Origin of the sequence: Rodentibacter genomosp. 1 (genome assembly GCF_001999285.1) — a bacterium.
Taxonomy (GTDB): domain Bacteria; phylum Pseudomonadota; class Gammaproteobacteria; order Enterobacterales; family Pasteurellaceae; genus Rodentibacter.
Genome location: NZ_MLHN01000003.1, coordinates 93,384 through 115,126 on the forward strand (window position 1 = coordinate 93,384; position 21,743 = coordinate 115,126).

Here is a 21,743-nt window from a genome sequence, read left to right on the forward strand (position 1 = left end):
AAAGTGCGGTTAATTTTGACCGCACTTTATAAATTGAGGAGTCAAAATGAAAAATTTATTGCTGATTTCAATCATGACATTGGGAGCGGCAGCCTGTGTTTCAACAGAGCTATCTAATCAACATACCCCCTATGATGCAACAAAAGATGCCAGAATTCGTTTATACGGACAAAATGGACGACCATCTTTTTTAACAGTAAATATTGATGGCAAAAAAGAAAAAGTAACCGTTGGTGGCGGTTTAGGGCAAGCCTTTAGTTCAATGGTTGGAGCCAAAGACAACGAAAGTATTGGAATGCCGGAAACGCCATTAAGCAAGAATCCATCTGCACATTCAAAATTATTATCAAGTATCTTTTTTAAAGAATTTGTTATTCCGGCTAACGCAGAAATACAGGTCACTAATGAAATTATTTCAATGGACAGCACTCATACGCACTACACCGCAACTGAGAAAATTACGACTGTTATCAAAGGAAAAAGCTGCAAAGGAAATACTGTCACCTTTATTCCTGAAGCAGGTAAAGACTATGAGGTTGCACCAATAAGCACTGATCGGGAGTGTGGTGTTACTGTTTACGAAATTAAATAGAAATATAATATCTATTTAGGAGTGATTATGTTAATTTCTTTACATATTTTCTGTGCATTTTTAAGTTTAGGACTTTTGATTATCCGCGGCATAATGCAATTAAACGGGGGAGATTGGCGAGCTATAAAATTGTTAAAAATTTTACCGCACGTAGCAGATACGGCCTTAATCGTAAGTGGTTTAGTGATATTTTTCCTATTACCTTTTGAGTTGGAAACTTGGCTTATCGCCAAATTCTGCCTACTTATTTTGTATGTTATCTTTTCAGCAAAATTCTTTGGCAGAAAGGTAGTAAAGGCCAATCCAATATTTCTACTCCTGGCTCTAATAAGCTTTATTAGTGCGGTTCTTATTGCTTATATTCACTAAAATCAGATAAAAAATCCATCTTTAATAAGATGGATTTTTACTTTTCTAGCCGCCCACCAGTTTAACGGTAAAACCTTTTTCTTCAAGTAATCCTTTGAGCAAATCTCGTTTTTCACCTTGAATCTCAATATTACCGTCTTTTACTGAACCACCTGTACCGCAGCGTTTCTTGAGTACCGTAGCAAGTTTTTTCAATTCCTCATCCGGTAAATCTAAGCCAGTAATGACAGAAACCGCGGCCCCCTTTCTGCCACTGGTTTGCCTCTGAATACGCACAATACCATCACCTTTAGGTCTTGGTCGCTGAACCTTTTCTTCTTTAATTCGCCCACTTTCTGTGGAATAAACTAAAACAGAATCAGACATAACTACTGCACAATAGAGGCGTTAATAGAACGAAGCACGTCTGCCGGATTCTCTGCTTGTGTAATTGGACGGCCAATCACTAAATAATCCGAGCCTGAGCGGATTGCGGCTGCTGGCGTCATAACACGGCGTTGATCACCAAAATCAGCACCAATTGGACGAATACCAGGGGTAATTAATTTGAAATCAGCACCACAGCTATTACGTAAAATTTCCACTTCTTGCGGAGAACAAACTACCCCGTCTAATCCAGCTCGTTGGGTTAGATGAGCAAGACGTAATACTTGTTCCATAGGGGAGGCATTAATACCAATTTGAAGTAAATCCAAATCTTCCATACTGGTTAAAACCGTTACAGCAATTAAAAGCGGCGCCTCTTTACCATAAGGTTCAAGAATTTTTTTCGCTTCCTCCATCATTTTCAAACCACCGCTAGCGTGAACATCTACCATCCATACGCCTAAATCTGCCGCAGAACGCACTGCTCGTGCAACCGTATTTGGAATATCATGGAATTTCAGATCAAGGAAAACATCAAAATCACGTTGATGAAGTTGTTTAACAAAATTTGTTCCCAAAGTGGTAAACATTTCTTTACCAACTTTTAAACGGCATAAGCTCGGATCAATTTGATCAACTAACGCAAGCGCTTCTGCTTCCGTTTCATAATCAAGTGCGACAATCACTTTACTACTCATAATTTTACCTCTCTGTGTACCTTTTATTATGTATAAATTATATTGATGATGGCTTTATTGTTTCCCAATGACGGCATGATGGGCAATTCCAAAGTAATTTATGAACCTGATAGCCACAATTTGAACAGCGATAAGTGGCATTTTGTTTAATACGCTCACCGACGATTTTATGAAGTAGAGTAAGACTTTCCTTTCCTCTCCCTTCTTCTGCATCATCAATTTGATATTGGATAAAATGATAGAAAATAAGCGTACTTGGCTTTTTTGTTAATTGGTGATAAAGCTTAGCTTGTGCAGCAGATTTTCCATCTTTTTCTTCAATTAATTTTGTCAGGGCTAAATTAACTTCATCATTTTTAACCATTTGTCCTGCACGAATCAAAAATAACTCAAAATTATCAAGCTGGTTTAGTATTTTATAGCAAGATTTTAAAGTTGATAGCACTTCACCAATATAGTCAGGGTTTTGATAAAGTACATTTTCTAATGTTTTAATTGCCTGTGGATAAGATTTTTCTTCAATATCAATATCTGCCAATAATATTGATGCTCTGACGCAGCTGGAAGAAACTTGGAGCGCCTTTTGCAAAAAATTGCGTTTTTCAACCGCACTTTCCCTACTCAAACTTTCAGAATACTCACAATAACATTGTGCAAGTTCAATATCATTCTCTTTCGGACTAATTTTCGCTAACTTTTCTGCAATATTGACAGCCTTTTTCCACTCTTTTGTTTTTTGATAAATTAATAGCAGCTGTTGTAGTGCATTCTCGGCAAATTCAGGTTCATCCACTAATAAAATGTAAAGGCTTTCTGCACGATCAAAAAAACCTATCGCCATAAAATCACGGGCAAGCTGCTGTTTAGCTAAAAGTTTTTGTTCAAAAGAATAATTAGGGCTACGATCTAGCGTTTGATGAATGCGAAGTGCGCGATCTACCTCGCCGCGAGAGCGGAATAAATTACCAAGAGTAAGTTCCGCTTCAAATTGGGAATGACTTTCTATTTCATTCTCAGTTTCTTGTTTCTGCAACATGTCCAAAAACAAATCAACTGCTTTATCTGTTTGATTAGAAAGTAAAAAATTAACCCCCGTGACATAATCACGGGAGAGTTTATTACTAATATCTTCCTGATCTTTTTTTGCACTACGCTGCCCCATATACCAACCATAGGCTGCTGCAATAGGTAAAAGCAGAAAGAGTAATTCAAGCATTATTCAGCCCTAGTTTTATCACGAGCTGTGGTTAAATCGTTTATCTGTAAGGCTTGTCGTTTAATTTGTCGATTAAGAGACATATTTTTGAGTTTCAGTTTTAAATAGAAAAAACCGGTGATACACCATCCTAAGAGCAAGCCTAAACCAAATAAAATGGCAACCAATGTTGAAAGTTGGAATTGACTTTCTGCCACAATATAATTGAATGTGATAATTTGATTATTATTAGCCCCTACCGTAATAGCCACAATCACGATAGCCAGTACAATAACAAATCCTAAAATATATTTAATCATAATGAGTCCCTCAAAAAATTTTCTTAATTATGCCAAAGTTTCCTATGAAAAACGACACCTAAGTGTCGCTATTTCATCTATTTCTACGCAAATATATCCACCCTTTCTTTCAGTGCTTTTCCCGCTTTGAAATGTGGTACGCATTTCGCATCTAATTTGACAGAATCACCGGTTTTAGGATTTCGCCCAAGACGGGGCTGACGATAATGTAAGGAAAAACTACCAAATCCTCGAATCTCTACACGATTATCTTCTTCTAATGACTGTGAGATAAGCTCTAAAATATCTTTTACCATTCCTTCAACTTCTTTTACAGATAAGGAAGGATGGTTAATGGATAAATTTTCAATAAGTTCTGATTTGGTCATTCTATTTCTCCCTTATTTCTATTATATGCTGATTTATGACAATAAGATTTATTGATAATTCAGTCATCATTACTATGAATGCCGGATGAATTAGCAATAAACCCTAAAAAAATAAGGCTGGGACTTCCCCAGCCTTGCCCAAATATTAATTATTCACCTTTAGCAGCTTTGAAAGCTTCAGCCATAGCATTTGGAATAGCAACTTCTTCTTGTTTATTATTCACATTTGCAACCGCTGCCGCTTCTTCAGCTTGATCTTTTGCTTTTACAGATAAGTGAACGATACGAGCTTTACGATCTACACCAGTATATTTTGCTTCAACAACATCACCTGCAGATACTTCATCTGTTAAATCAGCAGCACGAATGTAACCTTCGGCACCACCAACTAATTCAACTTTTGCACCTTTAGCATCAGACTCAACAACTGTTGCAGAAACTACTGCACCTTTTTTGTTGATAGCAATAAAGTTATTAAATGGATCTTCTTCAAGCTGTTTGATACCTAAAGAAATACGCTCTTTCACTGCATCAACAGCTAGCACAACGGCAGAAACTTCATCACCTTTTTTGTAGTTACGAACAGCTTCATCACCTGAGACATTCCAAGAGATATCAGATAAATGAACTAAGCCGTCAATACCACCTTCAAGACCAATGAAAATACCGAAATCAGTGATAGATTTGATTTTACCAGTTACTTTATCGCCTTTATTGTGAGTTTCAGCAAATTGAGTCCATGGGTTTGGTTTGCATTGTTTTAAACCTAAAGAAATACGACGACGTTCTTCGTCAATCTCTAATACCATGACCTCAACAGTATCACCTAAGCTGACAACTTTAGAAGGATGGATATTTTTGTTTGTCCAATCCATTTCAGAAACATGAACAAGACCTTCAACACCATCTAAAATTTCAACAAAGCAACCATAGTCTGTTAAGTTAGTAACTTTACCGGTTAATTTGCTGTTTACCGGATGATTTTCAGCGATAGCAACCCAAGGATCTTGACCCAATTGTTTTAAGCCTAAAGATACACGAGTACGATCTTTATCAAATTTCAAGACTTTAACCGTTACTTCATCACCAACATTTACGATCTCACTTGGATGTTTAACACGTTTCCAAGCCATATCAGTGATATGTAATAAACCGTCAACGCCACCTAAATCAACAAATGCACCGTAGTCAGTCAAGTTTTTAACAATACCTTTAACTTCGGAACCTTCTGCAAGGTTTTCTAACACTTGTTCACGTTCTTGGCTGTTTTCAGATTCAATTACAGCACGACGAGAAACAACAACGTTATTACGTTTTTGATCTAGTTTAATAACTTTGAATTCTAACTCTTTACCGAGTAAGTGATCGGCATCACGTGCCGGACGAGTGTCAACTAAAGAACCAGGCAAGAATGCACGAACACCGTTTAACTCAACTGTGAAACCACCTTTCACTTTACCGTTGATTAAACCGATAACAGTTGCTTTTTCTTCATAAGCTTTTTCTAACTCAATCCAAGATTCGTGACGAACCGCTTTCTCACGAGAAAGTTTAGTTTCACCAAAACCGTCTTCAACAGCGTCTAATGCAACATTCACAGTGTCGCCAACTTGAATATCAAGCTCGCCTTGCGCATTTAAAAATTCAGCAACAGGAATAGCTGACTCAGATTTTAAACCTGCATCAACAAGGACGAAACCTTTTTGGATAGCTACTACAGTACCGTTAACGATTGAACCTTGACGGGTTTCAAGGCCTTTTAATGATTCTTCAAAAAGTTGAGCAAAAGATTCTGACATATAAATAATCTTCTTTAAAAGTTAATAACATCCACATTTAATCCTTAAGATGTGGGGTTGAAAATAAACGTCTATTCATCCTTGAATAAACAGGGTTTAAAGATTTATGCGCTGTTGAATATAGGCCAAAGCCTGATCAATCACTTCATCAATGCTTAATGTTGTACTATCAAGCAACAACGCACCTTCGGCAGGTTTCAGCGGCGCAATCTCACGATTTCGGTCACGAAAATCACGCTCTTTTATCTCGGCTAAAATCTGCGCAAAGTTACCATTAATTCCCTTACTTTGCAACTGTTTATAACGTCTTTTTGCGCGTTCTTCTGAGCTGGCATCTAAAAATAATTTTACTTGAGCCTGAGGAAATACTACTGTTCCCATATCACGTCCATCAGCAATTAATCCGTCATTTTTAGCAAAATCTTGCTGAAGTTGCAGCAACGCAGCACGAACTTCAGGAAAAACTGCCACTTGGGAGGCAGCCTCCGCGACCTCTTGTGTTCGAATCAGATGACTCACCATTTCACCATTCAAAAGAATATGGACTTCTCCGTCCTCTGGAATAAATTGAATATTCAAATTGCGTGCCAGTTGGGCCAAAGCCAATTCATCCGTTAAATCAACCGCACTTTTTAATGCTGCTAAAGCGGTTACACGATAAATCGCACCGCTATCTAGCAAGGCATAACCCAATTTTTCAGCCAAAGCATAACATAATGTCCCTTTGCCCGCACCACTTGACCCATCAACGGTAATAATTGTTCCCATAAGAAATCCTATAATTTATCTAACATACCTAAAACCAATGTGGAGGACTGCTTCGCCGCTAAAGGTAAAAATTCTTCAAAAGATAGCGTTGCCCCGCCATCGCCCCCATCAGAAATAGCACGTACCACAACAAAAGGGACATTAAAAGCATGGCATACTTGCGCAATGGCTGCTGCCTCCATTTCTACCGCCGTCACATGAGGAAAATCAGTTTTTATTCTTGAGAGTTTTTCTTCGCTATCAATAAAGCTATCCCCTGAACAAATCAGCCCTCTTTTCACGGGTTGCCCTTGCTGTTCCGCAATATTTTGGGCTAAATCTGCTAATTTTTTATCAGATAAAAATGAGGCGGGATTAGCCGGAAGTTGACCTTTTTCGTAGCCAAATGCGGTGACATCAACATCGTGATAACGGGTTTCATCGGAAATGACTATATCACCAACTTTTAATCCTTTCGCCACGCCACCTGCAGAGCCTGTATTGATCACCAGATCCGGTTTGGTTAGTTGTAATAAAGCCGTTGTCCCGATTGCAGCAGCAACTTTCCCAATGCCCGATTGCAACAAAGCAACCGTTTTTCCATTAATTTTACCTTCAAAAATGACCGCACTTGCTACACGAATTTCCTTTTTTTCCGTCATTAAGCCACTCAAAATATCAACTTCTTGTGCCATTGCGCCAACAATACCAATCTTCATTTTTTAATTTCCTTTTTCCAATTTATTCACTAAATAATCTAATACTGCCACACTGTAATCATCGTTATAAAGTGTACTTGCTGTAAGGACATATCGCCCTCCAATCACAACATAAGGATAAGTAAAAACGCCATATTCCTCTGTGAGTTCAATCGCCTTTTCCACTTGCTCTCTAATATTGGTAGAATTTTTAATTTGAATAAATCGCGCCTTATCCAACCCTTTATCTTCCACCCATTTTAAAATTTTTTCCAATGAAGCCAACTCTACATATCGTGATTTTTCCGAGGTTTCAAATAATAAAACATGAGATAATTCATCCGCTTTCAACGCCTTCAATGTATAAAACACCTTCGCACTAAATTGACTTTCTGCTGTTACAACAGGGTATTGTTCCAGCACAATTTTATCTGCCCGTATCTGGCTATAAAGAGACAAAATATCCAGTGCCGACGAACATACCCGACAATCGTAATCAAAAAAGAATTGAACAGGAATTTTTTTATCCGCACGAAAAACCTCTCCTACCGGCTCTTGATAGGAAAAATAATCCCGCCCATCTTCAAATTTTAATGTATCCGCCGAAGGTAATAACGGTTGGTTTTGTGTGGAAAAATCCTTGGGATGAGGAGCAGAAAAAGTCACTTGAGGCAATCCCAACAACACAAGATACCCCCACCGCCACATTGTTATTCTTTTAATCATCGATAGGCTCAATATAATCAACCAATAACTGTACGCTACGATTACCACGAAATTCATTTATGTCTAATTTATAGACCAAACGAGCCAGCCTAACAGACAAATCAGGATACAATCGTGTGTCAATATTAAATGCTATCGCATCCAAAAGCGGCCCGCCTTGTTTCGGTTCAACCAACATTTTTAGATGATTTTTATTCTGTCCGATTGCACGCTGATCTAGAATTTTAAATTCACCATCAAAACAAGGCTCGGGGAAGGCTTGTCCCCAAGGCCCAGCCGCTTTTAGCAATTCTGCTATTCCAAGGGTTAATTCATGAGCCTGTAATTCACCATCCGTCCAGACGATATGTTGTAAATTCGCTTCACCTAACCAATCAGAAACCGTTTGATTGAAAACTTGCTGAAACTCGGTAAAACAAGCTTCTCGAATACTCAAACCGGCTGCCATAGCATGTCCACCAAATTTTAAAATCATATCCGGGTGCGAAGAATGTATTCTCTCTAACACATCACGCATATGCAGCCCTTCAATAGAGCGTGCCGAGCCCTTCAACACGCCTTCACCATCTTGCGCAAAAGCAATCACGGGACGATGATATAAATCTCTCAAACGAGAGGAAACAATCCCAAGCACACCTTGATGCCAATCAGCCTGATAGAGCGTGATACCAACTGGCGGCTCATTGAAAAGTACGGTCAAATTTCGGCAAATTTCTAACGCCTCAATTTTCATTCCTGCTTCAATTTCTTTACGTGTTTGATTAAGCTGATCTAAATCCAACGCTAATTCTCGTGCTTTTTGCATATTTTCTGCAAGAAGTAATTCTACACCAAGAGACATATTATCCAATCGCCCGGCAGCATTTAAGCGGGGGGCGATAGAAAATCCAAGATCACCTGCTGACATTTGCTCAAGATTGCGATTCGCTACTTCTGCCAAGGCGACAATCCCCGGACGACAATATTGAGCGCGAATACGCATTAATCCTTGATGCACTAAAATTCGGTTATTCTGATCAAGCGCCACCACATCAGCAATTGTACCTAATGCGACAAGATCAAGTAATTCCGTAAAATTAGGTTGGGTTTCTGCATTAAAAATCCCAATATCACGAAATTTTGCCCGTAGGGCAAGCATCAAATAAAATGCGACTCCCACACCGGCAAGGGATTTTGACGGAAAACCACATTGAGCCAAATTTGGATTGACAATCGCATCAGCCGGCGGCAACTGTTCAGGAGGCAAATGATGATCAGTCACCAAAACCTGCACGCCCTTTTGTTTCAAAAATACTACGCCATCAAAAGAAGACACGCCATTATCTACGGTCATCAACAATTGCACACCTTTTTCAATCGCCATTTCAGCGACCGGAATACTCAAACCATAGCCTTGCTCAAAGCGATTCGGCACTAAATAATCCACATTTTTAAAACCAAGCTGTCGCAATGCCAATACGGTTAATGCTGTACTTGTTGCACCATCGGCATCAAAATCGCCCACAATAATAATTTTTTGCTGTGTTTGATAAGCGGATATTAATAATTCCACACCTTGTTCAATGCCATATAACCGATTTGGGTTCAACATTGATTTCAAAGTGCGGTCTAATTCTTGAGGATTTTGGATATGACGTGCACGATAAAGACGATCTAACAAGGGATTTTCACTAACGAAATTTCCCCCTGATACTTCACGACGTTTGATGAGTTTATTCACAACAATAATAAATCAGACGGTATAAAAATAAACTAAAAAATCGGTGGGCATTAAACCCACCTTTGTCTTATTCTTCCAACGCTGCCAATAGATCAGAGGGTTTCAAATATCCTCCAATCACTTCACCTGTTGAGGCCACAATGCTTGGCGTACCGCTCACACCAAATTGAATACCTAACTCATAGTGTTTTTTCACAATATTCGGCGTTTTTACTTCTTTCGGCAAATGACCTTTCTCCGCTTCATTTAGTGCAAACACAGGATCTTTTGCAGTCCAAATTGCTTCCATCTGTTTTGCTGTTGCAGTGTTCATACCAGCACGAGGGAAAGCCAAATAACGAATGGTGATCCCGAGATCATTATAGGCTTTAATTTGTTGATGTAATAAGTGACAATAATGGCAGGTGATATCCATAAACACCGTCACGACGTGTTTTTCATTCTTCGCAGGATAAACGATCATCTCATGCTTATAAGAATTAAGTTTATCCATCAAAAGTTTACCTGAAACATCCATCGGGCCTTTATTCGTTAATTCATAAAGTTTACCTTGAAAAGCATATTTTCCATCTTCTGTGACATAAATAATGCCTTCATCGGTTACCGCTGTTTTAACGCCTGAAACAGGTGAATCTTTTATATCAATACTTTTAGCACCCAATGCCTTTAATTGGCTTTTAATCGCCGCATCATCAGCCATCGCATTCACGGCGATTCCACATAAAAGTGCGGTTAAAATTTTCTTCATTTTCGATCCCTAAATTTGCTAAACAAGAAAGGCTGAGATTATAAAGAGATTGCTAATTTGTGCAAGCCTCGCTACCCAAAAATCAGAAAATAGCATATAATCCGCCAAATTCTGAGTAAAGTAAATTGATTATGTTTGAAATAAATCCTGTAAAAAATAAAATCGCAGACCTTTCTGAGCGCACCGCTGTGCTTAGGGGGTACCTTTGACTTTGATAGTAAAGTAGAACGCTTAGAAGAAGTCAATGCTGAATTAGAACAACCCGATGTATGGAACGATCCCGATAAAGCCCAAGCTCTAGGGAAAGAGCGTGTTGCGCTTGAACAGGTTGTCAATACAATCAAAAGTTTAGAACAAGGCTTGGAAGATGTTGACGGACTACTTGAGCTTGCAATAGAAGCCGAGGATGAAGAAACCTTCAATGAAGCCGAATCAGAATTAACCGAGCTTGAACAACAACTCGAAAAATTAGAGTTTCGTCGTATGTTTAGCGGCGAACACGATGCTTATGATTGTTACATTGATTTACAAGCCGGTTCAGGTGGTACTGAAGCCCAAGACTGGACTGAAATGTTATTGAGGATGTATTTACGTTGGGCAGAAAGTAAAGGCTTTAAAACTGAATTAATGGAAGTTTCCGATGGTGATGTAGCAGGATTAAAATCAGCCACCGTCAAAATAACGGGTGAATATGCCTTTGGTTGGCTACGCACTGAAACCGGTATTCATCGCTTAGTGAGAAAAAGCCCGTTCGATTCCAATAATCGCCGCCATACCTCCTTCAGTGCAGCCTTTGTCTATCCTGAAATTGATGATGATATTGATATTGAAATCAATCCTGCTGATTTACGTATTGATGTCTATCGTGCTTCTGGGGCAGGCGGTCAGCACGTGAATAAAACGGAGAGTGCAGTACGTATTACCCATATGCCAAGCGGAATTGTGGTGCAATGTCAAAATGACCGTTCCCAACACAAAAATAAAGATCAGGCAATGAAGCAGTTAAAAGCAAAATTGTATGAACTGGAGCTGCAAAAGAAAAATGCCGACAAACAAGCGATGGAAGATAATAAATCAGACATCGGTTGGGGTAGTCAAATTCGTTCCTATGTGTTAGATGATTCCCGAATAAAAGATTTACGCACAGGAATAGAAAACCGCAATACACAAGCCGTGTTAGACGGTGATTTAGATCGTTTTATTGAAGCCAGTTTAAAAGCCGGATTATAAAAGTGCGGTCATTTTAAATCATGTTTTTTAAAGTTAAAAATTCACTAAGGTAAACAAAAATGTCAGAACAAGAAGTAAAAGAATTAGACCTGAACGGCGAAATGTTAGTACGCCGTGAAAAATTAGCTGCGTTGCGTGCTAAAGGAAATGCGTTCCCTAACAAATTCCGCCGTGATTCGCTAGCACAAGATTTACATAATCAATATGAATCGGAAGAGGGTGAAACCTTAAAAGAAAAAAATATTGAAGTCACTGTTGCAGGTCGTATTATGACCCGTCGTGCAATGGGTAAAGCCACGTTCATCACGATTCAAGATATGAGCGGTAAAATTCAACTTTACGTGGCACGTGATAACCTTCCTGAAGGCGTCTATAAAGAAAATGTGGGCTCCTGGGATTTAGGCGATATTATTGGGGTTAAAGGAACATTATTTAAAACTAAAACGGGCGAACTTACGGTTAAAGCAAGTGAAGTTCAATTGTTAACCAAAGCACTTCGCCCACTACCGGATAAATTCCACGGTTTAACAGATCAAGAAGTGCGTTATCGCCAACGTTACTTAGACTTAATTTCTAACGAAGAATCCCGCCGTACATTTATTATCCGTTCTAAAGTAGTAGCCGGTATTCGTGAATATTTCATCTCAAAAGGCTTTATGGAAGTCGAAACCCCGATGCTACAAGTCATCCCCGGTGGTGCGGCAGCCCGCCCTTTCGTGACCCACCATAATGCACTTGATGTAGATATGTACTTGCGCATTGCACCGGAGCTTTATTTAAAACGTTTAGTCGTGGGTGGGTTTGAACGTGTATTTGAACTCAATCGCAATTTCCGCAATGAAGGCGTTTCTGTTCGCCATAATCCTGAATTTACCATGCTTGAATACTATCAAGCTTATGCGGATTATCATGATTTAATGGACAATACTGAAGAATTGTTACGCAAATTAGCTATTGATATTCTCGGTACAACCATCGTGAAATACGGTGAATACGAATTTGATTTTGGCAAACCGTTCGAGCGTATTACTTTACACGATGCCACCCTCAAATACGGTGCAGACAAAGGCATTGTAAAAGAGGACTTATATGATTTCGATCGTGCCAAAGCAACCGCTGAGCATTTAGGTATTGAAGTGCAAAAATCTTGGGGATTAGGGAGTATTGTGAATGCTATTTTTGAGGAAGTCGCAGAACATCACTTAATTCAACCAACATTTTTAATGGCACACCCTGCGGAAATCTCACCACTTGCCCGTCGTAATGATGAGAATCCGGATGTCACCGATCGCTTTGAACTCTTCATCGGAGGCCGTGAAATTGGAAATGGTTTCTCCGAATTAAACGATGCAGAAGACCAAAATGAACGTTTTGATGCACAGGTTGCCGCAAAAGAAGCGGGAGATGATGAAGCAATGTTTAAAGATGAAGACTTTGTGGTTGCACTTGAACATGGTTTACCACCAACTGCAGGAGAAGGCTTAGGAATAGACCGACTCGCTATGCTTTATGCCAATGCGCCATCGATTCGTGATGTGATTTTATTCCCAGCGATGCGTCAAAAATAAAACGTAGAAAAGCAATAATTAATTGTCCTTTATTACTATGCCAAAGTGCGGTTATTTTTAACCGCACTTTTTTGTTTTAACGTTTTACTGAACCCAGATAAATAGCAAACAATGTCAAGACAGCACCAATCCATTGCCATAGATTAATCGCTTTGTGCAAATAAAAATAATCAATAACCAATGCAGCAACCGGCTCGGAAAGTAACAATAACCCTGTTAATCCTAAAGAAAGCAATGGAATTGCATAAGCTATCATTCCCCAAGCTACACACTGCATTATAGCGCCATAAATCACGATTAGTCCCCAATCTTGAAAATGAGTAGGATAAAGTTTGTCAGCATTAAATATTAACGAGGGAATAATTAACACGATGGCACCACTAAAACTAATGATTAACATGAGAGGAAACAATGCAACCTCTTCCTCTTGGTGAACCTTTTTCACCATAACCATTGACGCCGCCAACATTACGGCAGAAATCACCCCAATAACAATACCATAAATACCTTCAATATTATGTTGCAACTCTTCACCGGCAATCAATGCCACTCCAACCATCGCCAACACCAAGCTGAATAGTTGTAATTTACTTTGTCTTTCCGAGAAGAAAATAAACCCAATTACAGCTAAAAAGAAAATTTGTAAGCTATTTAACAAAGTGGAAATACCCGGCCCTACGGCATAAATACTTTCGTGCCAAAAGGCAAGATCAAAGGCGAGAAAAATACCGGATAGACAGCTATACAATAACGCTTTTCTACTTTTCGGGAAATGTTGGTATTTTAATTTCATTAAACCCCAGAAAATACCCGAGGCAATAAGTAAACGCCAGAATGCGATGGCATAACCGCCTATAGGTACAAATTTAACGATAATGCTCCCTAAACCGAATAAAATACATCCGACAACTAACATGCCTGCGGCATAATGATGTTGGTTCTGATTCATACAAATATCATCCACAATGGTAAGCACGCCGTAATAAAGAGTAAAATAAATAATGTATTCACACTTAAAGTCCATTTTTGAATGCTATGAATCGCCAAAACGCCCGCAATCACTAAATGACAGATAAAATAAATGATATAGGCAAAAATACTTTCGGAATTAACCGCACTTTCCAAGCCATTCAAAATCAAAAAAATAAAAATGATTGATGCATTTAAAATCAGTAAAATAATCATCAGTAACGGCAGTAATGCAATCAACCCCTGTAATCGGCTTTTCGCTAGCAAGAGAAATAAATTAGATAAAACCACACCTGCTAAAATAGGGGCTATCGGATTATATTCAGCAAAAGCAGGCAAAGGAAACAGGCTAAGGGACATCGCATATCCCAACACCCCCAAACCGGCAACCAAAGCCGCCATAAATAAAAAACTGTTGCGAAGTTTTTCCTCTTTTGGTTGTTTCCAAGTAAAATACAAAACAGATAAACCGCATAGACTTATCACGTTTGTAAAGGTCGGGTGGGAAGATAAAAGCCCCATCACTAACCATACCAGCCAATAAAGTGAAAATGCCAAATTTACTCTAATTAAACGCCCACGCTGTCCCGGACAAATCTCCCCTTTATAAAACACCAGTAAAGAAATTAACTGTGCAACAAACACAGCCAACCCTAAATGAGGTATCACCTGGTTTTGAGATTGCAAAGAAAATATAAAAAGATCGACGGCAAGCACAATACCGATGGCAAGTATTGAAAATTGTGTGGAAAAGGATTTTGAAGATTGCTCTGACATAATAAAAAATATGAGAAAAATAATGCGCCATTATGCTAAAAATTCATCTTATTTTAAAGTAGAATGACGAGCGATTCTAACCTCACTTTAGGAGCCTGAATGTTACTGAGCATTTTATATATCATCGGTATTACCGCTGAAGGGATGACCGGCGCATTAGCTGCCGGTAGAGAAAAAATGGATATTTTTGGTGTGATTATCATTGCTTCAGTAACGGCAATCGGTGGCGGTTCTGTACGAGATGTATTATTAGGTCACTACCCTTTAGGCTGGGTCAAACATCCCGAATATTTTTTAGTGGTTGCCGGTGCAGCAGTGATGACTGTTTATATTGCCCCCTTTATCAATCACTTTATGCGTTATTTCCGTATGATTTTCTTAGTCTTGGATGCCATGGGCTTAGTGGTATTTTCGATCATTGGTGCTCAAATTGCGATGGATATGGGGCATGGCGTCACGATTGTCTGTATCGCAGGCTGCATTACCGGTGCATTTGGCGGTGTATTACGAGATATGCTTTGTAACCGTATTCCCCTCGTTTTCCAAAAAGAACTTTATGCCAGTGTTTCTCTCTGTGCAACCCTCACCTACTTTGGGTTGTCAGCCTTACAGATGGAACAAACCCTTGCGGTGTTAATCACTCTAATTAGTAGCTTTACACTGAGAATTTTAGCCATTCGCTTTGAATGGGGATTACCCGTGTTTAACTATCAAGAACTCACCGTTGATCATAAAGATAAATCCCCAAAGAAAAAGAAATAATGCTCATAAAGAAGATAAAATTGCTGAAAATACATTAGTGCCATTTCAGTATCATAATCCAAGAAAGAAATCCTTTCCCTCACAGGAATAAATCCATTGGAATCAGTCAGACATTTTATCATTACGGTTTAAGACCTAACCCTCTACAACCCAACGTTGTTGTGCCGTATTAAAGTGCGGTCAATTTTGAGTCTATTTTTAATAGATCATTAACGAGAAAAATCGTTATCTGCAAAAATATCCACGCCAACGGTTTCACCAAAATTCAAAGGTTTACTGATTCGCGCCGTTTCTAAACAGAGCATGTTTTGATAGTCCGTCTCCTGCATGGCACTCGTGGCTTTATGCCACGGATTCCATAACACTAATTCGCTCGCATTATGATGCTCAAGGGTAATATCGCGCTTAGACTGGTGATCGCTAATCAGATTCTGATGAAAATTGCCCGTATAAATGCAATCCACATTTTCATTGATTGTTCGTCTGCTCGGCACGTCTTCCATTTGTTGAGTCAGGGAATTAAAACAGCTTGTCGGTAAATCTAAAACCTCCGCTTGATGAATATCGCCGATATGGAAATAGCTATGCAATGCCACTTCTGCTGGTTGTTGTCCGTAGTGGGTAAAACGCAGTCGGCATTTCTGCTCAAATACCATTTCCATTTTGGCTTCAATAATATGGTTTTGATCAAACAAGGCAAAAACCAACCGCACTTTATCGGGTTGAATATCATAATCGGAAAGCTGCCACAGGCGTAATCTTGCCGTGCCGTGCGCCGGCGACTGCTTTGTGCCGAACCAAGGGTAGCAAATCGGCACACCGCCTCGAATTGCCGTGCCTAATTCAAATGGCTCTATTTCACTTAACCAAAGCAAATCTTGTTGTTCGTCATACGGTTTCCAGCTTAATAGCTGTGCGCCTTGTAAGGAAATTTTCGCTTTCCCGACCTGATGATCCAAACAAATAACCGGAATCTCATTGTAATGATATAAACTTAATTCCGGCGTGAGATGGGTGATTTTATTGATAATCGGCATGTTTAGCTCCTTGAATTTGCCATTTCATTTGTTGCATATAATCGGCGGTTTGTTTAAAAAAATATTGATAAGACGCACACAGATAGTTTTGTTTCCTCTCGTCATTATCTTGCGGCAAAATGCGGTGTTTCGGGCAACCGCCGTGGCATAAGGCACGAAATTCACATTGCCGACAGGTCTGAGTCAAACTATTTTGCTTATACTGACCAAACTGACGCTGTTTCTCTGATAAAACAAGATTCACTAATGAGGTTTCATTTAAGTTTCCTAATTTGTGATTCGGGTAAACATAATGATCGCAAGAATAAACCTCGCCGTTCGCTTCAACAACTAAGGATTGCCCGCAGGTCGGGCGATGAATGCAGCTACTTGAGGGATAACCCAACCATTGTCCAAGTAGATTTTCAAATTCCAACACAAAAATTTTGCCGACATCCTGTTTTTTCCACTCTTGAAAAACATCGACTAAAAAATGTCCGTACCCTTGTTGCGGCACGGAAAACGCTGTTGTTTTTGGCTCATCCGTACAGTTTGTCGGAAAATGCGTTTCAACAATGGGGATAAACTGCATAAATGTCGAACCCAATGATTTGAGCGCCAGATAGGTTTCTTTGCCTTTTTGCCAATTTTGATCGTTGACGACAGTTAACGTGTTAAATTCCACCTGATGTGTCTTTAATAATTGCAACGCATTCACCACTCGTTCAAAGGTCGGATTACCGCTATTTGTCATACGATAACGGTTATGCAACGCACTGAGACCATCAATGGAAAGTCCGATTAAAAATTGGTGTTGCTTAAAAAATGCTACCCATTGCTGATTAAGCGCCATACCGTTAGTTTGAAACCCATTGGTGATGGTTTTACCGTTGGCAAATTCTCGCTGAAAATTGACCGCACTTTTGAAGAAATCCAGACCAAGCAGGGTCGGCTCACCGCCTTGCCACATAAATTCAACCCGATCTCCTGCCTGTGATTCAATGTAATTTTTAATATAATTTTTGAGAGTATGTTCCGACATAAACTCAGTATTGTTGCCAAAATACTGCGATTTTCCCAAGTAAAAACAGTATTCGCACTGAATATTACAATGGAAACTACTGGGTTTTGCCATTAAATGAAAATGCGCTTTCTGCGAAAAAAATGACATACTACTTGCCTTTGTGATGATTTAATGCGTCTTTAAATAAGCCGTTTTGTTTTAATTCTTTACCGATACGAATTGCTGTTTCCGTTTCACAGCCCGCATATTCGGCAATTTCTCGGTAAGTCCAATTATAGTAGGGGAAATGTTGGGTAAGAAAATAAAGACTGTCGATCACGCGATCAAAGGTACGCAAATAGGCACTTTTGGCTAAGCGCTGTTCCGCTTCTCTTAACTCCTCCGCTAAGGTTTGCAATAAATATTTTGTCATTGCACTATTATGTAGAAAGAATTGATCGATATTGTCTAATTTGATTTGAATCAGTTCCGATTCAATTAACACTTTCGCCGTGCAGTGATAATGATTGTTGCCTAAACCGAATAAGGTGCGGAAACCGAAATAATCGCCTTGAGAATAAAGTCTGACTAAGCTCTCTTTTCCGTTATCAAGGGTATGATAAAGACCGATAAGACCTTGCTTGATATAATAAAATTCGTGCGCTTTTTCGCCCTGTTGGTAAATCACCGTTCCCTTGTTCATTTGCGAAAGCCGGTTTAATTGGCACTGCGCAAGTTCAGTAGGTACAATCAATCCTTTGTTCATTATCGTTATCGTTCCTTTTAAATAGGTTAAATGAATTTTGTTTTATCAGAAACATCATATTTACCCGAAACGATTTTATTTCGGGTAAATACGATTTAGATTTCATTAATAATTCGATAAACCCAATTCTCGAGAGGATCCTTTAATCTTTGCATTTCTAACCGCATTTCCTCCAGCATTTCTTGCTTTATCTCTTTATAGTTTTCATCATAAAACAAATTGTTCATTTCTTGCGGATCTCGGCGTACATCATAAAGTTCGCAAATATCCGTCGCATTAAATACTAATTTGTAATCTTTACGCCGCCACATTCGCTGTTCAAAATAAACAAAATGCCCTGCCAGTTGAGCTAAAACCCCCTTGCGCTGATTATTTTGTTTCTGACGAACAATCGGTAACAAGGTTTCGCCCTCAAATTCCGTCGGAATCGGTTGTCGGGCAATATCATAAACCGTCGAGGTTAAATCGTGCAGATAAATCAGGTTATCATCTTGCTGATTTTTTCGTTCGGACAACGGATCGCGCACAATCAGGGGAATATTGTAAGTGGTATCAAACATAAATTCGCCTTTTTCAATCATTCGGTGCGCGCCCATTGCATCGCCGTGATCGGCAGTAGCGACGATAAAGGTATTATGATAAATCGCGTTATGCTCTAAATACGCCAACAATTCACCGATTGCGTCGTCAATTAATGTGATATATCCCCAAAATTTTGTAATCACTTCTTTCCAACGATCTTCGGTCGCCTCCCACATTCCCCACATTTTTGAAATGGTGCGGAAATGCCCTGGTTTGCCCTCTAACGGTTTAAAAAAACTTTCGTCTAGAATGACATCATCTTTTGAATACATTGAATAATAAGGTTCCGGCACGATACAAGGGGTATGCGGCCCCCAAAAGTTGATCCAAGTAAAAAACGGTTTGCCTTCCGCTAAGGATTCTTGAATATAGCGTTTGGCTTCATCAATAATAAAATAGGGAATGGTTTGCTCTCTGCTACCGGACAATAATCCGCAAAGCTCCTGCACACGAAGATGTGGGTTTTCCCCAAAATAGGCTTGGCTGACGGTCGGGATATCAAACCCTTTTTCAGCCAACCATTCTTGATAGCGGTTAGAATGGGTCGGTGGTTGGTTAAAAACTAAATTATGATAAACACCACTCCCCGGATAACCATAACCGTCAAAATTATGTCCTTTAATATCATAATCTTCCGGCACGGATTGCGTACCGACGTGCCATTTCCCCACCACATAGCAATTATAGCCGTCTAATTTGGCAATATTCGGTGCTTCTCGACGAATTTCACCCGTTCCGCCTTTTTCACCGTTTTTTATAATGCCGTGCGAAGACGGCATTAATCCGGTAAATAAAGAGGTTCGTGCCGGCCCGCATACCGAAGCGGGTGTAAATGCGTTATTAAAACGAATCCCCTCTTGCGCCAACCGATCCAAATTCGGTGTTTTAACAATTTGATGCCCGTAAGTCCCCAACATATCTTTGCGAACTTGATCGAGCAAAATATACATAATATTCATCACTTCACCTCTTTTTTACGCATGACAACAAATAGTAGCAGTTGGCATATTGCATAGCCTGCTAAAATGAGTTTCGGATTGCCGTCATAGGAGGATAAACCAAGTGGAGAAAGTAACGCATGTAGAGTAATCAATCCTAACACCAAAGAAACGACTGTCAGCGGTGCATATTTCCAATTGGTTAAATCCACTCCCTCTTTGTTTTCCTTGCTTTCTTGATAAGGCTCGAGTTTGAGGAATTGCCCTAATATCAACATCACGACTACATCAAACACAAATAATGCCGCCATCACATAAACAAAATTCACTTTGACATTAAATACCCAAACAATACAAAAATAAAGCACAACGTGAAGCAATAAGGCGATTCTGGCAGCTAATCCGGAAACAGTTTTATTGAAAAGCCCTACGGCAAAGAGTGCCACAATAGGGATATTCACAAAGCCGGCAAAACGTTTGGTTAATAAGAAAATTCCATCAGTACCGAACATTAATAACGGGGCAATCACCATGGTTAATATCGCCATAACCGTTGATACTTTTTTCGCGTGGGCAATCAGTTCTTGATCGGAAAACGTTTTTTTACTGATAGAGGGTAATAAATCCTTACAATAGATCGTTGCCGCAGAATTTAAAAAAGAGTTAAAGGTACTTAAAATCGCCCCGAACAAGGCGGCAATAAAAAAGCCTTGTAAAAAGGTTGGCAGCACTTTATTTACTAAGGTCGGATAAGAGGTATCAATTGGATTTAAATCACCGCCAAGAATATGGAAACTTAATAAGCCGGGTAAATTAAGAATAATTGGTAAGGTTAATAAAAATAACGCTGCAATTAAAATGCCTTTTTGCCCCGCTTGCAGATCTCTTGCGCCTAATGCACGCTGAACGATAGCTTGGTTGGTCGTCCAATAAAAGAAATTAACGATCAAAATACCGGTAAACATTGCCGGCCAAGGTACGGCATCATCTTTACCGCCTATCGCATTAAATTTCTCAATATGAGAGGTTGTAATGGTTTTAAGCCCTTCGGTAAAACTGCCTTCGCCTAAATAAATGAGCGCAAAAATAGGCACTAATAATGCCCCGATAACTAAAATCACCGCATTAATCGTATCGGATACTGCAACCGCTTTTAAACCGCCAAAAATGGCATAAATTGCGCCCACAATCCCAATCGCCATGACCGTATAAACAATGGATTCGGCATAAGTTAAGCCAAAATAGGTTTCCAAATTAAAAATTTTATTAAAGGCTATCGCACCGGTATAAAGTGCGGTCGGAATGACGATAAAAAGATAAAAGACTAAAAACAGCGCCGACATAATTAAACGGGTTTGCCGATCAAAACGATTCTCAAAAAATTCAGGAATCGTGGTATAGCCGTTTTTAATATATTTCGGCAGTAAATAAAGTGCTAAAAAACATAGTGGGATGACCGATTGAACCGTCCACGCAATAATCGAGAAATTGCCCTTATAGGATACCGCATTCACCCCGATTAACTGTTCGGTTGATAATGATGTCAAGACCATTGAACAGCCAATCACGACGCCGCTTAATCCCCTTCCCGCTAAAAAATACCCTTTAGACGTGGTTAAATCATCATTTTTTGTTTTTTTCCACGAAATAAACGCCACAATTCCCGTTACTACCAGAAAACTGGCAATCGTTATAAACATAGCTCCTCCTCATTTTGATCCAATATAACTGCATACTTAGAATAATATAGAGAGAAAAGAAGTTTTATGATAATCATCATAACCCC

Annotated in this window: 23 protein-coding genes; 5 read left to right on the forward strand and 18 right to left on the reverse strand. The window is 39.3% G+C overall.

The features are described 5' to 3' along the window. Positions 1 to 46 precede the first annotated feature (46 nt). A complete protein-coding gene (locus tag BKK54_RS01860; protein WP_077540970.1) occupies positions 47 to 592 on the forward strand; it encodes a hypothetical protein in 546 nt (181 codons plus the stop codon). Between the two features lie 27 nt (positions 593 to 619). Then, positions 620 to 961 (forward strand): SirB2 family protein, encoded by a 342-nt coding sequence (locus BKK54_RS01865; RefSeq protein ID WP_077540972.1) that lies wholly within the window; start codon positions 620 to 622, stop codon positions 959 to 961. A gap of 45 nt (positions 962 to 1,006) precedes the next feature. Here the strand turns inward: BKK54_RS01865 and yciH are convergent, their stop codons facing one another. The 11 genes from yciH to dsbC form a co-directional block, all read right to left on the reverse strand. Continuing rightward, positions 1,007 to 1,327 (reverse strand): stress response translation initiation inhibitor YciH, encoded by a 321-nt coding sequence (gene yciH / locus BKK54_RS01870; protein WP_077540974.1) that lies wholly within the window; start codon positions 1,325 to 1,327, stop codon positions 1,007 to 1,009. Between the two features lie 2 nt (positions 1,328 to 1,329). After that, a complete protein-coding gene (gene pyrF, locus BKK54_RS01875; protein WP_077540976.1) occupies positions 1,330 to 2,025 on the reverse strand; it encodes an orotidine-5'-phosphate decarboxylase in 696 nt (231 codons plus the stop codon). A 37-nt stretch (positions 2,026 to 2,062) separates the two neighbouring features. After that, positions 2,063 to 3,241: a lipopolysaccharide assembly protein LapB gene (gene lapB / locus BKK54_RS01880; protein ID WP_077540978.1), complete on the reverse strand. Its 1,179-nt coding sequence runs from the start codon at positions 3,239 to 3,241 to the stop codon at positions 2,063 to 2,065. Continuing rightward, positions 3,241 to 3,540 (reverse strand): LapA family protein, encoded by a 300-nt coding sequence (locus BKK54_RS01885; RefSeq protein ID WP_077540980.1) that lies wholly within the window; start codon positions 3,538 to 3,540, stop codon positions 3,241 to 3,243. Before BKK54_RS01885 ends, lapB begins: the two co-directional genes overlap by 1 nt. 83 nt (positions 3,541 to 3,623) lie before the next feature. Then, a complete protein-coding gene (locus BKK54_RS01890) occupies positions 3,624 to 3,908 on the reverse strand; it encodes an integration host factor subunit beta (RefSeq protein ID WP_077540982.1) in 285 nt (94 codons plus the stop codon). A gap of 149 nt (positions 3,909 to 4,057) precedes the next feature. Then, positions 4,058 to 5,707, reverse strand: coding sequence for a 30S ribosomal protein S1 (gene rpsA, locus BKK54_RS01895; protein WP_077540984.1), 1,650 nt, complete (start codon positions 5,705 to 5,707; stop codon positions 4,058 to 4,060). Positions 5,708 to 5,803: 96 nt separating this feature from the next. Further along, a complete protein-coding gene (gene cmk / locus BKK54_RS01900; protein WP_077540986.1) occupies positions 5,804 to 6,475 on the reverse strand; it encodes a (d)CMP kinase in 672 nt (223 codons plus the stop codon). Positions 6,476 to 6,483: 8 nt separating this feature from the next. Further along, entirely contained in the window at positions 6,484 to 7,173 is a 690-nt protein-coding gene (locus tag BKK54_RS01905; RefSeq protein ID WP_077540988.1) for a 5'-methylthioadenosine/adenosylhomocysteine nucleosidase, read from the reverse strand. 3 nt (positions 7,174 to 7,176) lie between these two features. Beyond that, complete coding sequence (locus BKK54_RS01910) at positions 7,177 to 7,860, reverse strand: thiol:disulfide interchange protein DsbA/DsbL (protein ID WP_077540990.1); 684 nt, start codon at positions 7,858 to 7,860, stop codon at positions 7,177 to 7,179. Positions 7,861 to 7,870: 10 nt separating this feature from the next. Beyond that, complete coding sequence (recJ, locus tag BKK54_RS01915) at positions 7,871 to 9,598, reverse strand: single-stranded-DNA-specific exonuclease RecJ (protein WP_077540992.1); 1,728 nt, start codon at positions 9,596 to 9,598, stop codon at positions 7,871 to 7,873. Between the two features lie 67 nt (positions 9,599 to 9,665). After that, positions 9,666 to 10,346, reverse strand: coding sequence for a bifunctional protein-disulfide isomerase/oxidoreductase DsbC (dsbC, locus tag BKK54_RS01920; protein WP_077540994.1), 681 nt, complete (start codon positions 10,344 to 10,346; stop codon positions 9,666 to 9,668). Between the two features lie 131 nt (positions 10,347 to 10,477). Here dsbC and prfB point away from each other — a divergent pair. Next, positions 10,478 to 11,576 (forward strand): peptide chain release factor 2 gene (gene prfB / locus BKK54_RS01930; RefSeq protein WP_143541397.1). Its coding sequence is split into 2 segments (ribosomal slippage): positions 10,478 to 10,552 and positions 10,554 to 11,576, totalling 1,098 coding nucleotides; the frame shifts between segments, so codons are not numbered across the junction. Between the two features lie 59 nt (positions 11,577 to 11,635). Beyond that, complete coding sequence (lysS, locus tag BKK54_RS01935; protein WP_077540998.1) at positions 11,636 to 13,144, forward strand: lysine--tRNA ligase; 1,509 nt, start codon at positions 11,636 to 11,638, stop codon at positions 13,142 to 13,144. Positions 13,145 to 13,220: 76 nt separating this feature from the next. Here the strand turns inward: lysS and BKK54_RS01940 are convergent, their stop codons facing one another. Next, positions 13,221 to 14,093 (reverse strand): DMT family transporter, encoded by an 873-nt coding sequence (locus BKK54_RS01940; protein ID WP_077541000.1) that lies wholly within the window; start codon positions 14,091 to 14,093, stop codon positions 13,221 to 13,223. Further along, a complete protein-coding gene (locus BKK54_RS01945) occupies positions 14,090 to 14,890 on the reverse strand; it encodes a hypothetical protein (RefSeq protein WP_077541002.1) in 801 nt (266 codons plus the stop codon). The genes BKK54_RS01940 and BKK54_RS01945 overlap by 4 nt, the downstream gene beginning before the upstream one ends. Positions 14,891 to 14,989: 99 nt before the next feature. Here BKK54_RS01945 and BKK54_RS01950 point away from each other — a divergent pair, with 99 nt between their 5' ends. Next, positions 14,990 to 15,652 carry a trimeric intracellular cation channel family protein gene (locus BKK54_RS01950; protein WP_077541004.1) on the forward strand — a complete coding sequence of 221 codons (663 nt, stop codon included), beginning with the start codon at positions 14,990 to 14,992 and terminating at the stop codon, positions 15,650 to 15,652. 209 nt (positions 15,653 to 15,861) lie between these two features. Here the strand turns inward: BKK54_RS01950 and BKK54_RS01955 are convergent, their stop codons facing one another. From BKK54_RS01955 to BKK54_RS01975, 5 genes are all read right to left on the reverse strand, one after another. After that, complete coding sequence (locus BKK54_RS01955) at positions 15,862 to 16,689, reverse strand: D-hexose-6-phosphate mutarotase (RefSeq protein ID WP_077541006.1); 828 nt, start codon at positions 16,687 to 16,689, stop codon at positions 15,862 to 15,864. Beyond that, positions 16,673 to 17,839 carry an anaerobic sulfatase maturase gene (locus tag BKK54_RS01960; protein ID WP_077541008.1) on the reverse strand — a complete coding sequence of 389 codons (1,167 nt, stop codon included), beginning with the start codon at positions 17,837 to 17,839 and terminating at the stop codon, positions 16,673 to 16,675. Before BKK54_RS01960 ends, BKK54_RS01955 begins: the two co-directional genes overlap by 17 nt. A 1-nt stretch (position 17,840) precedes the next feature. Further along, positions 17,841 to 18,437: a Crp/Fnr family transcriptional regulator gene (locus BKK54_RS01965; protein WP_077462341.1), complete on the reverse strand. Its 597-nt coding sequence runs from the start codon at positions 18,435 to 18,437 to the stop codon at positions 17,841 to 17,843. Between the two features lie 95 nt (positions 18,438 to 18,532). Further along, positions 18,533 to 19,978 carry a sulfatase-like hydrolase/transferase gene (locus BKK54_RS01970; RefSeq protein WP_077541010.1) on the reverse strand — a complete coding sequence of 482 codons (1,446 nt, stop codon included), beginning with the start codon at positions 19,976 to 19,978 and terminating at the stop codon, positions 18,533 to 18,535. Continuing rightward, positions 19,978 to 21,657: a solute:sodium symporter family transporter gene (locus BKK54_RS01975; protein WP_077541012.1), complete on the reverse strand. Its 1,680-nt coding sequence runs from the start codon at positions 21,655 to 21,657 to the stop codon at positions 19,978 to 19,980. The genes BKK54_RS01970 and BKK54_RS01975 overlap by 1 nt, the downstream gene beginning before the upstream one ends. Positions 21,658 to 21,743: the final 86 nt, after the last annotated feature.